This is a genomic window from Sphingomonas sp. Ell38C01, assembly GCF_055231975.1.
The window spans coordinates 2,912,333-2,924,937 of the sequence record NZ_JBUYVA010000001.1; the positions used below are offsets into that span (position 1 = coordinate 2,912,333).

The following is a 12,605-nucleotide window of genomic DNA, read 5'->3' on the forward strand; positions in this document are numbered from 1 at the left end:
ATCTGAACGAGTTACCCCGCCAGAGTGGTCGCGCCACCAGCCCCGGTCAACCCGCCAGAAACCTCGCGATCGCCTGCCCCAGTGCCTTGTCGACGACCGCGCTCATGTGATTGCCCGGCGTCTCGACCAGCTGCGCGTCTGGCAGCGCGGCGGCGAGATCCTTCGCCGATCCGTTGTCGAAATCGTCCACGCCATTGACGACCAGCGCAGGCTGGCAAAACCCCTTCACCGTCTCCAGCGGCGTGCTGACGAACGTGTCGATCACATGCAGCAGCGCGACCGGATCGCCCCCCGTCGTCTTCAGGAACGCCTCCGCCATCCACTCGGGCGATCCGCGCTCGTGATGCCCCAGGTTCGTCAGGATGTTGCGGAAATGCTCGCCGCGTCGATCCGCGCGCGTCAGCCCGTCAAGCCCCATGCCCGAAAACACGATCCGCCGCGGCGTCGCCCCCGTCGCCAGCATCCGCGACGTCGTCCGCGCGCCCAGCGAATACCCGCCCAGATCATAGTCCTCGAGCCGCAGATGCGCGATCAGCGCATGCCCGTCCTTCGCCAGCGCGTCGGGAGGATAGGCCTCCGCCTCGTGCGGCTTCGCGCTCTCCCCATGCGCGCGAAGGTCCGGCAGGATCACGCGGAAGCCCGCCGCCGCGATCGCCGCCGCATGGCCGTACTTGATCCAGTTGGTTTGCGCGTCGGAGAAATAGCCGTGGATCAGCATTACTGCGCGCCCCTCGCCCATCTCGCGCCACGCGATCCGCGTGCCGTCGAAACTCTCGAAGAAATTCGTCTGGGTCGGGGTGCTGGCCACGGGCGTCCATCCATCGCATCGACACCGGTCGGGTGTCCCGACCGCGTTGCCGTGGAAGCGGCCCGGTGTCGAGCCGCGCCTCGCATCACCGTAACGCCCGCCCTTCGGGATGGGGTAGAAATACGATGGATCGCCCGGCAGCATGGCCAAGAAAGCCCCGGTCCGTTCGCACCGAGCATGTCGAAGTGCCGTTCTTCTTTCCATCCGGCACAAAGAAGGACAATGCGTCGACAAGCTTGGCACGAACGGGCGGAAAGACGGCGAGGATGCGGAAAGGGCCACCCACCCGGGAGCCCCAATTGACCGCCACCGTCCAGAATCCGATCCGAACCGGCCGACCCCACAGCCTGATCGAGGACGCCTACGGCCTCGCGATCGGCTGCGTCCTGATCGTCGTCGGGCTGATGTTCCTGAAGGCCGCGGGGCTGGCGACCGGCGGGATCGCCGGCGTTGCCCTACTACTGTCCTATGTCGTGCCGCTGCCCGCGGGGCTGTTGTTCACGATCGTCAATATTCCGTTCTTCGCGTTCGCGTGGCGCGCGATGGGGCGACGGTTCGCGATCAAGACGATGCTCGTCAACATCGGTATCGCGACCCTGTCGACGCTCGGCCGCGTCTCGATCCGGATCGCGGAGATGAACCCCGCCTTCGCCGCGATCGTCGGGGGCACGGTGATCGGGATGGGCATCCTCGCGCTCGCGCGCCATCACGCCGGGATCGGCGGCACCGGCGTGCTGACGCTATGGCTGCAACGCACCCGCGGCTGGAACGCCGGCCTCACACAGGTCGCCTTCGATGTCGTCATCCTCGGCGTCGCCGCGACGGTGCTCGATGCGAGCGCGCTCGCCTGGTCCGCGATCAGCACCGTCGCGATCAGCCTGATGCTGATCGCCTGGCACCGCCCCGGCTTCTACATCGCGCACTGATCGGCGCGGTCAGCTCGAGGTCATCGCCGCCAGCCGCGCCAGTGCCTCCATCGGCGCCGCCTCGGGATAGGTCTCCGCCCCCTCGGGAAGTGCCAGCCACGGCTGCTTGCTCCGCACCCAGATATGCAGCGGCACGTCGAGCCGCGCGCTGTCGTCGAGCGTCCCGGCGCGGATGTTCACCAGCCCGGGCCGCACCGCGTTGCTGTTGTACAGCCGGGTATGGCAGACCGGGCAGAAGCGTTGCGTCGACACCCGCCCCATCGGATTGACGAAGGCATACTCCACCACGTCGCCGACGACCGAGAGCGCGTCCGCCGACATAAAGAACTGCGTCGTGAACGCGCTGCCCGACCAGGTCTGGCAATCGGTGCAGTGGCACGCATAGGCCGCGGGCAGCGTGTCGCGCGCCACGGTGTAACGCACCGCCCCGCATCGACACCCGCCCGCGATCGTCACCTCACGCCGCCTTTTTCAGATGCCGCCGCCCGAGCAGTTCGGCGATCTGCACAGCGTTCAGCGCCGCACCTTTCCGCAGATTGTCGCTCACGCACCACAGGTTCAGCCCGTTCTCCACGGTCGAATCCTCACGCACGCGGCTGACGAAGGTGGCATACTCACCGACGCATTCGATGGGCGTCACGTATCCGCCGTTCTCCCGCTTGTCGACGAGCATCACGCCGGGCGCCTCGCGCAGGATATCCTGCGCCTCCTTGGCGGACACCTCGCGCTCGAACTCGATGTTGATCGATTCGCTGTGCCCGACGAACACGGGCACGCGCACGCACGTCGCGGTCACCTTGATCTTCGGGTCCATGATCTTCTTCGTCTCGACCACCATCTTCCACTCTTCCTTGGTCGATCCGTCGTCCAGGAAGCTGTCGATGTGCGGGATCACGTTGAACGCGATCTGCTTGGTGAACTTTTGCGGGTCGTTCATCTCGCCCGCGGGCATGAAGATCGCCCGCGTCTGCTCGAACAGCTCGTCCATCCCCTGCTTGCCCGCGCCGGAAACCGACTGATAGGTCGACACGACGACGCGCCTGATCCCGAACGCGTCGTGCAGCGGCTTGAGCGCGACCACCATCTGCGCGGTCGAGCAATTGGGATTGGCGATGATGTTGCGCGCGCGATAGCCGTCGATCGCCTCCGGGTTCACCTCGGGCACGATCAGCGGCACGTCGGGCTCCATCCGGTAGAGCGACGAATTGTCGATCACGGTGCAGCCCGCCGCGGCGAACCTGGGCGCATAGACCTGGGTCGCCTCGCTTCCGATCGCGAACAGCGCCATGTCGTAGCCGGTCGGATCGAAATGCTCGATGTTCTTCACGGTCAGCTTGCGGCCCGTCTCGCCGAACTCGATATGCTCGCCCGTCGAGCGCGAAGAGGCGACCACCGCGATCTCGTCGGCGGGAAATTCGCGCTCGGCGAGGATGTTGATCATCTCGCGCCCGACATTGCCCGTCGCGCCCGCGACCACGATCCGATACCCCATGCTACGTCCCTTCAAGCGCCGATCCGGCGCACGCTATGTTCGCGGCGCGGGTTAGCGTCGTAACTTTCGAAAAGCCAGCATGCTTTACTTCGCGGTACGTGCCTTCACGTGCGTGTCGAGGAATCGCTCGATCGTCGTCCACACATGCACGTCGCGCACCGCGCCGTGCGTCTTGCCGGGGTAGAACATCATCTCGAACGGCACGTTCTTCGCCTGCATCTCGGCGGCGACCTTCGTCGAGTTGTCGAGGAACACGTTGTCGTCCGCCATTCCGTGCATCAGCAGCAGCGGATCGTGGATCTTCGCCGCATCCGCCACCGCACCCGACGCGGCATAGGCTTTCGCGTCGGTCCGCGGATCGCCCATGTACCGCTCGGTATAATGCGTGTCGTACAGCGACCAGTCGGTCACCGGCGCGCCCGCGATCGCGGCGGCATAGACCCCCGGATCGGCTTCGAGCATCTTGAGCGACATGTATCCGCCGTAAGACCAGCCATAGGTCGCGATCTTCGCCGGATCGACGAAGGGCAGCGTCTTCAGATACTTCGCGCCCGCCAGCTGGTCCTTCACCTCGACGCTGCCCATCGCGTGCCAGATCGCGCGCTCGAAATCGACGCCGCGATTGGCGGAGCCGCGATTGTCGAGCTGGAACACGATCCACCCGCGCGACGCCAGATATTGCTGGAGCGGCGCACCCCACGCCTTGCTGACGGTCTGCGCATGCGGCCCGCCATAATGCTGGAAGAACACGGGGTAGCGCTTGCCCGGTTCCAGCACCGGCGTAATCATCTCGTAATGGAGCGGCGTACCGTCGTCGGCCTTGATCGTCCCGAACTGCGTCGGGCGATGCGCGGCCATGTACGGCGCGTACGGGTGCGCGCCCGTCACCGCATTCTCGTTGATCCACGACAGCCGCCTGCCCGTCTCGTCCGCCAGATAGACCTGCGCGGGCTGGGTCTCGTTGGAGCGCGTCACGATCATCCGCGTTGCCGATCCGTCCATCGACGCGGTGTTCCACCACCCCGGCTCGGTCAGCCGCTCGACCACCCCCGGCTTCGCCAGGTCGACGCGGTAGACGTGGCGTTCGAGCACGCCGTCCTTGTTGCCCTCGAAATAGACGCGCCCGCGCGCCTCGTCGACACCCGCGATGCGCGCGACCTCCCAGTCGCCTTTCGTCAACTGGGTGAACCGGCCCTTTGCCCAGCGATAGAGATGCCCGTGCCCGTCGCGCTCGGACCACCACAGCAGCGATCCGTCGCGCATCACGCGCAGCGACGAGGAGAGGTTCACCCAGCTCTTCGCCGCCGCCTTCTCGGTGAACACCACCGTCGCCTTGCCCGTCGCGGGATCGACGCGCAGCAGGTCCAGCACGGTCTGCGCGCGGTTCTGCCGCTGGACGTACAGCGCGGAGCCGTCCGGGGCCCAGTTGACCCGCGCCAGATAGATGTCGGGGTCGCTGCCCAGGTCGACCTTCACGGCTCCGCTGCCGTCGGGCCGCATCACATGCAGCTCGACCAGCACGTTGGGGGTGCCCGCGGCGGGATAGCGCTGCTCGAACGTCCTCGTCCCCGCCGCGCCGATCGCCGCGCGCGTGAACACCCGCACCGGCGCCTCGTCGAACCGCTCGACCGCGACGTAGCGCTCGTCGGGGGACCACCAGTATCCGGTGCGACGATCCATTTCTTCCTGCGCGACGAACTCGGCCTCGCCCCAGTGCACCGTTCCGCCGCCGTTCCGCGTCACCGCGGTCGCCGCAGCGCCACCAGCCAAGGGCTGCGTCCACAGATTCTGGTCGCGCACGAAGGTGACGAACCCGCCCCGCGGCGACACGACCGGGTTCAGTGCACCCTTCGTCCCTTCCAGCCTGCGCGTGGTCCCATCGACATTGGCGAGGTACAGCTCGCCGTCGATCGGCACCAGCAAAGTCCGCCCGTCGGGCGCCCAGTCGTATCCGACGATCCCCGTCTTGCCCGTCAGCGAGCGATCGCGCTCGCGCTGCATCTTCTCGGCCTCGGACAAGTCCGCGCCGCTGCCGACGCGCTTCGAATCGACCAGCATCCGCGACTGGCCGGTCCGCGTGTCGAGCGCCCACAGATCGAACCGCGTCCGCTCGTCCGTGCGCGGCCGCACCGACGTCAGCAGCGTGCCGTCGGGCGACAGCTTGAGCGACTGCGGCTGCGCGCCGCTCAGGTCCGGACTCGCATAGACCCGCTCCAGCGTCAGCGTCTGGGGCGCCTGGGCCGGCGTATCAGCGGCCATCGACGGCCCTCCCGACAGGAGCGCGACCGCGCTTGCGAGCAGCCAGAACTTCGGCATCGACATCTCCGACAGGGTCGCGGCGGGCGCCGCAAACGCGCGGTATCGCCGCCGCGCCCGATCGCGTAAAGCAAAAGCGCCGGCCATGGGCGCGAACCAGGCCGGCAACGAGGGTCGATCTTTCCATCATGAGCCAGGTAGCGCCCCCGGTTCGGTGTCGTCTCGAACGACCGGGAGGATTTTCCATGCGATTCATGCTGTTGTCCGCGCTGATTGCAGGCGCCGCGATCCCCGCGCCCGCGCTGGCGGAGGATCCGCCGGTCAAGGTCGCCTCGGGGCAAGCCGTCAAGGGCACGCAGGGCGTCGTCGTTGGCGCTTTCACGGTCGGCTTCATCTTCGAATCGGTCGACAACGGCAAGGCCACCGGCGGGATGATCGGCGCGTTCGGCGGCACGACGAAGGCCAAGAGCGTCCTGACCGGCGTCACGCCCGCGACGATGCAGGCGATCACCGACGCCGCCTACGCCGATTTCGCCACCCGTATGGCGGCCGGCGGCTTCACGATCGTTCCCGCCGACACGATGTTCTCCCATACCGGCTTCGCCGCCAAGACCTTTCCGGCGCCGTACGAAACCAAGGTGACGCTGGACAAGAAGAGCAGCGGCAAGGCGACCTACTACAAGCCCAGCGCGATACCCGGACTGGTGTTCCTGCCGGGCGACATCACGCTCGACGGCTTCGGCGGGATCGGGATGAACATGTCGGTCGCGCAGAACGCGTACAAGGTGTCGCAATACGCCGCGCAGGCGAAGCAGGCTGTGGTCGATGTCGTCTATCTGATCGATTTCTCGCAGTTGAAGCGTCCCGGCGCGTTCAGCTTCGGCGGGCTGGAGGTGAACTCCGGCATGGCGGTGGTCGATGACTATTCCCGGCTCACCCTGATCTCCGCCGAGGGCAAGACCGCGACGATCACCTTGAAACAGGCGGTCGCGGTCGAAGGCGATTTCGCGACGCGCGAAGACACCACCAAGGACGCCGGGCTCCAGAAGGCGAGCAACATCGCGGGCGGCGTGATCGGCGCGTTCGGTGGCCTCGGCGGCCTGAAGTTCGGCAAGAGCAAGACGTTCACCTTCACCGCGAAGGACGCCTATCGCGACGGCGCGATCAAGGCCGCGACACTCGCCAACACGCGCCTGGTCACGCAGCTGGCAGCGCTGAAATAGGGCTCGCAGGCCCCCACTGCCGTCATCCCGGCCTTGATCCGGGGTGACGGGAGAGGAGAGAGGCCACCATCATCGCCGTATGTCGATCCCGCGCAGCAACCGACTTACCCACCTCCGCGAGAGATCCCGGCCTCCGCTGGGATGACGACCTCGAGGCAGATCCTCCAGACACGAAAAAAAGGCCGCGGACGGCATCCCGTCCGCGGCCTCTTTCAAGCCTCAGGCCCGAACGCCGGTCACTCGGCGGCGACGGTGCCCTTCGCCGGACGCGTGTCGCGACGCTCGGCGATACGCGCCGACTTGCCGGTGCGGCCACGCAGGTAATACAGTTTCGCACGCCGCACCGCGCCCTTGCGGACCACGTCGATGCTCTCGATGTTCGGCGAATAGAGCGGGAAGACGCGCTCGACGCCCTCGCCGAACGAGATCTTGCGGACGGTGAACGACGAGCCCATGCCCTTGTTCGACCGCGCGATGCACACGCCTTCGTAGTTCTGGACGCGGGTGCGCTCGCCCTCGATCACCTTCACGCCCACCTTCAGCGTGTCGCCGGGGCGGAATTCGGGGATCTCGCGCTTGGCGGTCAGCTTTTCGATCTGCTCGGCTTCGAGCTGCTGGATCAGGTTCATGTCTTCGTACCTTCTTCGCGCCGCGCGCCAGAGGGCGACTGGACCCGAGCGCCCTCATGGCGCTCCCAAAGGTCCGGCCGCCTTAGCCGTGTATCGGTCTCGGCCTGTGACTTGCGCCACGCCGCGATCCTCGCATGATCCCCCGATCGCAGCACCTGCGGGATCGTGCGCCCTTCCCATTCATTGGGGCGGGTGTAGTGCGGATATTCGAGGAGGCCGCTTTCGAAGCTTTCCTCGTCCCCGCTGGAAGCCGCGCCCATTACGCCGGGAAGCAGCCGAACGCAAGCGTCGAGCAGCACCAGCGCGCCCATCTCCCCGCCCGACAGCACATAGTCGCCGATCGACACCTCCTCGATGTCGCGCGCGTCGAACAACCGCTCGTCGAATCCCTCGAACCGCCCGCACAGAATCACCGCGCCCGGCCCCGTCGCCAGCCCGCGCACCCGCGCCTGCGTCAACGGCCGCCCCCGCGGGGTCATCGCCAGCACCGGTCGTCCCGAACCTTGCGCATCGAGCGCCCGCGCGACCACGTCGGCGCGCAGTACCATCCCCGCGCCGCCCCCCGCCGGCGTATCGTCCACCGTCCGGTGCCTGTCCTCCGCGAAGTCACGAATGTTGACCGCACCCAGCGACCACCGCCCCTCCGCCATCGCCCGCCCGGCCAGGCTGTGCCCCAGCGGCCCCGGAAACACATCGGGGTAGAGCGTGAGGACCGTCGCGGCAAAGGTCACGGCGTCGGCGGCTCGACGCGCAGCCGCCATTCCTGCAGCGTCGTGCGCTGCGTCGGCGCGAGCAGCAGGCTGCCCGCCACCACCGCCTTCTCGCACCGCCAGCGGAACCGCCCCGCCATCGCGGTCGTCGCCTCGATCGGCGCGGCGGTGTCGCACGCGCCGGTCTGCGCCTTCATCGCGGCCATGTCCTGCGCGCGGAGTTCGGCGGAGCGATCCATCAGGACGTTCATCGCCAGCCGGTCCTTCGCCACCATGACGTCGCCCGCCCTCCACATCGCACCCACCGCGGCATAGCCGTCGAGCACACGCGCGCTCACCGGCACCGCGCGCGGCGCCAGCACGCCCGCCGCCTTCATCGCCAGCAGCGCCTTGTACGCGGGCGGCACCGGCGAGGCATAGGTCCTGCTCGCGAACGCGAAGATGCCTACCCCCGCCTCGGGCATCAGGATCACCACCGATCCGTATCCCGGATACCCCCCGGTATGCGTCACGTAGGACAGGTCGCAGTCGGCGACGACCTGCCACCCCATCGCATAGCTGTTCGCCGACGGGCACGCCGCCCCCAGCCCCGCGCGCCGCGCGCCGACGACGGTGAAGTTCGATCCCTGCACGATCTCGCGCATCGTCGATCGCTTCAGCGGCCCGCCTTCCGCATCGTCGCGCGCGGGCCAGGCCGACAACAGCCACGCGACGTACTTCGCATAGTCGTTCGCGCTGGTCTGCACCCCGCCCATCGCCCCGAACGCGCCGTCCGCCATGTCCGGCTCGCGCACGAACCGCTCGCCCTCCCAGCGATACCCGATCGCGCGTCGTTCCGCCGGGGCCGCGGCGATGTCGTATCCGGTCGACGCCATCCCCAGCGGCGCCATGAAGCGCGCGCGGATATAATCCTGATACGGCTTGCCCGACACGTTCGCGACGATCCGCCCGAGCGTCGCATAGCCGAAGTTCGAATATTCCATCGCCGACTGCGGCACGCGCGAAAACGGCACGCCCTGCTTCAACAGCGCGGTGAACTCTGCTTCCGGCATCGGCTGCTGCCGGTCCCCCCACGGATTGTCGTCGACGAACCCGGCCACGTGGTTCAGCAGGTCGCGCACCCGGATCTTCGGCGAATCCTTCGTTGGATAGGTCCAGCCGCGCATCTCGGGCACATAGGTTTCGGCCGGCGCGTCGAGCGACAGCTTGCCCTGGTCGCGCAGGTAGAGGATCGCGAGCGCAGTGAACGCCTTCGACATCGACGCGATCCGGAACAGCGTGTCCGCATCGACCGGCGTCGTCGCCGCGCTTCCGGGGTCCTTCACCCCGATGCCGCGCACCACCGCCAGCTTCCCGTCCCGCACGATTCCCCAGACTAGTCCTGGCACATGCTGCTCGCGCGCCCAGGTTTCGAACAGCGCCTCGATCTGCGGGGTGAGCGTGGCGACCGATTGCGGAGCGGCCTGCGTGGGCGCGGATACGGTCTGGCCGATTGCGACGGTAGTCGTCAGCAGCGAAACGCCCGCCGCGACCGTAAAGAGCCTGCGCATCCTACCCCCTTCCGAAAGCCGAGCCTTACGATACCGGAGCATTTCCTCCTCGTCACCCCGGCCTTGTGCCGGGGCCACCGCGAGGCCGGGCATCAATGAAGTAATGGGCGGGATCGCCCGGTCAGACGTAGCCCCCGGCACAGGGCCGGGGCGACGACAGTGATTACTCCACGAACGCCGCGTCTACCACCATTCGAACCGCATCCCACTCCGGCACCGCCGCCGGCGTCATCGGCACCATGAATCGCTTGCCCGGTTTCCCGTCCTCGCCTGCGGCGCGTTCGATCTCGATCACGTCCCCCGCGCCGAAATTGTCGATCGCCACGACCCGCCCGAGCGCGTCGCCCTCGCTCGACACCACCGGCAGGCCCAGCAAGTCCGCATGATAATATTCGCCGTCGCTGAGCGGCGGCAGGGCCGAGCGCGGCACGGTCAGCGCGGTCCCGCGCATCGCCTCCGCAGCGGTGCGATCCTTCACCTCCGCGAAGCGCGCGATCGTACCGTCCCGCAGCGACGTCAGCGTCAGCGCCCCGTCGTTGAACGATGTGTGCGGCGAAAGGTCTTCCGCGAACACCTTCAGCCGCACCTCACCCGCAATCCCGTGCGCGCCGATCACCGCGGCAAGCACGACCGTGCCCGCCGCCGGCTCAGCCCGCGGGCGAGCCTTCGGCGCCGGCGGGGGCGTCGTCGCTGCCTTCGGCGGGCTCTTCTGCAGAGACGCCGCGGTTGGCGGGCGTGTGTCCCGCGTCCTCGGTGGCCTTGTCATCGGGCGCCGTCCTCGGATCGGGCGTGGAAATAACAGCGGGGGTCGTCATGCGAAGCTCTCCTGCGATTGCGGGAAAGGAAACGCATGACGACCCGCGCCAGTGCCGTCAGGCGGCGGGCGTCTCTTCCGACGTCGCCTCGGCGACCTGCTCGGCCTCCGCGGTCGGCTCTTCGGTGGCTGCCTCGACCTCGGTCGCGACGACGGCCTCGGCCTCTGCGCGCTTGGCGGCCTCGGCCTCCTCGGCGGCCGTCGCGGCGGCGGCGCGTTCCTCGGCGCGCTCGACGGCCTTCTCGCCCGGCTTGCCCTTGTTCGGGTTGTTGCGTGCGGGACGCTCCTTGACGCCCGCGACGTCGAGGAAGCGCGCGACGCGGTCGGTCGGCTGCGCACCCACGCTCAGCCAGTGCTTCGCGCGCTCGCCGTCGAGGATGACGCGCTTCTCGTCATCCTTGGCGAGCAGCGGGTTGTAATTGCCGATCTTCTCGATGAACTTGCCATCGCGCGGGCTACGCGCATCGGCGACGACGATGCGATAATAAGGACGCTTCTTGGAGCCGCCACGCGATAGACGAATGCTGAGTGCCATTGTAAACTCTTCCTTCCAGATGCTTGAAAACGAATTACTTCTTACCGAAACCCTTGAACCCGGGGGGTAGTCCGCCGCCGGGCAATCCCGGCAGTCCGCCCGCCCCGCCGGGGCCACCGACCTTGCCGAGCATGTCGCCCAGGTCCGCGCCGCCCAGCGCGTTGCCCAGCCCCGCCATGCCGCCGCCGGGGCCGCCCTTGCCGAGCATCGCCATCATGCCCTTCAGGCCGCCCATCTTCCGGATCTTCTTCATCGCGGTCGACATTTCGAGATGCATCTTGAGCAGCTTGTTGACGTCCTGCACCGTGGTGCCGGAGCCCTTGGCGATGCGGATCTTGCGCTTGGCGTTGATGAGCTCGGGCTTGGTCCGCTCCTTCTGCGTCATCGACGTAATCATCGCGTCCATCCGCAGCAGGATGCGCTCGTCGACCGCCCCGGTCGCCATCGCGGCCTGCGCCTTCTTCATGCCGGGGATCATGCCCGCCAGCGCGCCGAGACCACCCATCCGGCGCATCTGCGCCAGCTGCCCGCGCAGGTCGTCCATGTCGAACTGGCCCTTGGCCAGCTTCGCCGCCATCCGCTCGGCATCTTCCTGCTGGATCGACTCCGCCGCGCGCTCGACCAGCGAGACGACGTCGCCCATTCCCAGGATCCGCCCCGCGACGCGGCCCGGATGGAACGCCTCCAGCGCATCCAGCTTCTCGCCGGTCCCTGCGAACTTGATCGGCTTGCCGGTGACGGCGCGCATCGACAGCGCCGCGCCGCCGCGCGCATCGCCGTCCATCCGCGTCAGCACCACGCCGGTCAGCGGCACCTGGCCTGAGAAACTCTCCGCGACGTTGACCGCGTCCTGCCCGGTCAGCGCATCGACGACGAGCAGGATCTCCTGCGGGCGCGCGACCTCGGCCACCGCCTTCATCTCGTCCATCAGCGCCTGGTCGACGTGCAGCCGGCCCGCGGTGTCGAGCATCAGCACGTCGAAGCCCTGCAGCTTCGCCGCCTGCATCGCGCGCCGGGCGATGTCGACCGGCTGCTGCCCCGCCACGATCGGCAGCGTCGCCACCTCGACCTGCGTGCCCAGCGTCGCCAGCTGTTCCTGCGCGTTGGGGCGGTTGACGTCGAGCGACGCCATCAGCACCTTCTTGCGGTCGCGGCCCATCTGCCCGCCCGCCAGCCGCTTCGCGATCTTGGCGGTCGTCGTCGTCTTGCCCGACCCTTGCAGGCCGACCATCATGATGACGGCAGGCGGCGTGACGCCCAGCTCCAGCTCCGCCGCTTCGGCATTCTCGCCGCCCAGCATCTCGACCAGCGCGTCGTTGACGATCTTGACGACCTGCTGCCCCGGCGTGACCGAGCGCAGCACGTTCTGGCCCACCGCCTTCTCGGTCGCCGCATCGACGAACTGGCGCGCAACGGGCAGCGCGACGTCGGCCTCGAGCAGCGCGATCCGCACCTCGCGCATCGCCGCGCGCACGTCCGCCTCGGTCAGCGCGCCGCGGCCACGCAACCGGTCGAACACACCGCCAAGACGATCGCTCAGGCTTTCGAACATCGACACACTCCAAGGCCCCGACACGCCAAACGCAAAAGCGCCGGCGGGCGAAACCTCGCCGGCCAGCGTGCACCCCGGACAGTGCCTGCGGGTACGTGTCGATCGCATTC

At 67.9% G+C, this 12,605-nt stretch carries 13 protein-coding genes; 2 read left to right on the plus strand and 11 right to left on the minus strand.

The window, feature by feature from the left end:
* Positions 1-46 precede the first annotated feature (46 nt).
* Positions 47-808 carry an alpha/beta fold hydrolase gene (locus ACV7NO_RS13785; protein ID WP_463406540.1) on the minus strand — a complete coding sequence of 254 codons (762 nt, stop codon included), beginning with the start codon at positions 806-808 and terminating at the stop codon, positions 47-49.
* A gap of 299 nt (positions 809-1,107) precedes the next feature.
* Here ACV7NO_RS13785 and ACV7NO_RS13790 point away from each other — a divergent pair, with 299 nt between their 5' ends.
* On the plus strand, positions 1,108-1,734 hold the full coding sequence (locus ACV7NO_RS13790; protein ID WP_463406541.1) for a YitT family protein: 627 nt from the start codon (positions 1,108-1,110) through the stop codon (positions 1,732-1,734).
* Between the two features lie 9 nt (positions 1,735-1,743).
* On the opposite strand, the gene ACV7NO_RS13795 is transcribed toward ACV7NO_RS13790, so the two are convergent.
* From ACV7NO_RS13795 to ACV7NO_RS13805, 3 genes are all read right to left on the minus strand, one after another.
* Positions 1,744-2,190: a GFA family protein gene (locus ACV7NO_RS13795; RefSeq protein WP_463406542.1), complete on the minus strand. Its 447-nt coding sequence runs from the start codon at positions 2,188-2,190 to the stop codon at positions 1,744-1,746.
* 1 nt (position 2,191) lies between these two features.
* Positions 2,192-3,226 carry an aspartate-semialdehyde dehydrogenase gene (locus ACV7NO_RS13800; protein ID WP_463406543.1) on the minus strand — a complete coding sequence of 345 codons (1,035 nt, stop codon included), beginning with the start codon at positions 3,224-3,226 and terminating at the stop codon, positions 2,192-2,194.
* A gap of 84 nt (positions 3,227-3,310) precedes the next feature.
* On the minus strand, positions 3,311-5,542 hold the full coding sequence (locus ACV7NO_RS13805) for a S9 family peptidase (protein WP_463406544.1): 2,232 nt from the start codon (positions 5,540-5,542) through the stop codon (positions 3,311-3,313).
* Between the two features lie 185 nt (positions 5,543-5,727).
* Here ACV7NO_RS13805 and ACV7NO_RS13810 point away from each other — a divergent pair, with 185 nt between their 5' ends.
* Positions 5,728-6,705, plus strand: coding sequence for a hypothetical protein (locus ACV7NO_RS13810; RefSeq protein WP_463406545.1), 978 nt, complete (start codon positions 5,728-5,730; stop codon positions 6,703-6,705).
* Positions 6,706-6,941: 236 nt separating this feature from the next.
* On the opposite strand, the gene rplS is transcribed toward ACV7NO_RS13810, so the two are convergent.
* The 7 genes from rplS to ffh all read right to left on the minus strand — a co-directional run bounded on the left by rplS (position 6,942) and on the right by ffh (position 12,495).
* Complete coding sequence (gene rplS, locus ACV7NO_RS13815; RefSeq protein ID WP_463406546.1) at positions 6,942-7,334, minus strand: 50S ribosomal protein L19; 393 nt, start codon at positions 7,332-7,334, stop codon at positions 6,942-6,944.
* A complete protein-coding gene (gene trmD / locus ACV7NO_RS13820; protein WP_463406547.1) occupies positions 7,331-8,065 on the minus strand; it encodes a tRNA (guanosine(37)-N1)-methyltransferase TrmD in 735 nt (244 codons plus the stop codon). The genes rplS and trmD overlap by 4 nt, the downstream gene beginning before the upstream one ends.
* On the minus strand, positions 8,062-9,594 hold the full coding sequence (locus ACV7NO_RS13825; protein WP_463406548.1) for a serine hydrolase domain-containing protein: 1,533 nt from the start codon (positions 9,592-9,594) through the stop codon (positions 8,062-8,064). Before ACV7NO_RS13825 ends, trmD begins: the two co-directional genes overlap by 4 nt.
* Before the next feature lie 163 nt (positions 9,595-9,757).
* Positions 9,758-10,222 carry a ribosome maturation factor RimM gene (gene rimM, locus ACV7NO_RS13830; RefSeq protein WP_463406549.1) on the minus strand — a complete coding sequence of 155 codons (465 nt, stop codon included), beginning with the start codon at positions 10,220-10,222 and terminating at the stop codon, positions 9,758-9,760.
* 19 nt (positions 10,223-10,241) lie between these two features.
* Positions 10,242-10,409: a hypothetical protein gene (locus ACV7NO_RS13835; RefSeq protein ID WP_463406550.1), complete on the minus strand. Its 168-nt coding sequence runs from the start codon at positions 10,407-10,409 to the stop codon at positions 10,242-10,244.
* A 57-nt stretch (positions 10,410-10,466) separates the two neighbouring features.
* Positions 10,467-10,943, minus strand: a complete 477-nt coding sequence (rpsP, locus tag ACV7NO_RS13840) for a 30S ribosomal protein S16 (RefSeq protein ID WP_463406551.1) — start codon at positions 10,941-10,943, stop codon at positions 10,467-10,469.
* Positions 10,944-10,977: 34 nt separating this feature from the next.
* Positions 10,978-12,495, minus strand: a complete 1,518-nt coding sequence (gene ffh, locus ACV7NO_RS13845; RefSeq protein WP_463406552.1) for a signal recognition particle protein — start codon at positions 12,493-12,495, stop codon at positions 10,978-10,980.
* Positions 12,496-12,605: the final 110 nt, after the last annotated feature.

Coding starts and splice junctions, on each gene's coding strand:
- ACV7NO_RS13800 (WP_463406543.1), bottom strand. CDS start 3,226: ATGGGGTATCGGATCGTGGTCGCGGGCGCGACGGGCAATGTCGGGCGC.
- ACV7NO_RS13805 (WP_463406544.1), bottom strand. CDS start 5,542: ATGCCGAAGTTCTGGCTGCTCGCAAGCGCGGTCGCGCTCCTGTCGGGA.
- ACV7NO_RS13810 (WP_463406545.1), top strand. CDS start 5,728: ATGCGATTCATGCTGTTGTCCGCGCTGATTGCAGGCGCCGCGATCCCC.
- rplS (WP_463406546.1), bottom strand. CDS start 7,334: ATGAACCTGATCCAGCAGCTCGAAGCCGAGCAGATCGAAAAGCTGACC.
- ACV7NO_RS13825 (WP_463406548.1), bottom strand. CDS start 9,594: ATGCGCAGGCTCTTTACGGTCGCGGCGGGCGTTTCGCTGCTGACGACT.
- ACV7NO_RS13835 (WP_463406550.1), bottom strand. CDS start 10,409: ATGACGACCCCCGCTGTTATTTCCACGCCCGATCCGAGGACGGCGCCC.
- rpsP (WP_463406551.1), bottom strand. CDS start 10,943: ATGGCACTCAGCATTCGTCTATCGCGTGGCGGCTCCAAGAAGCGTCCT.
- ffh (WP_463406552.1), bottom strand. CDS start 12,495: ATGTTCGAAAGCCTGAGCGATCGTCTTGGCGGTGTGTTCGACCGGTTG.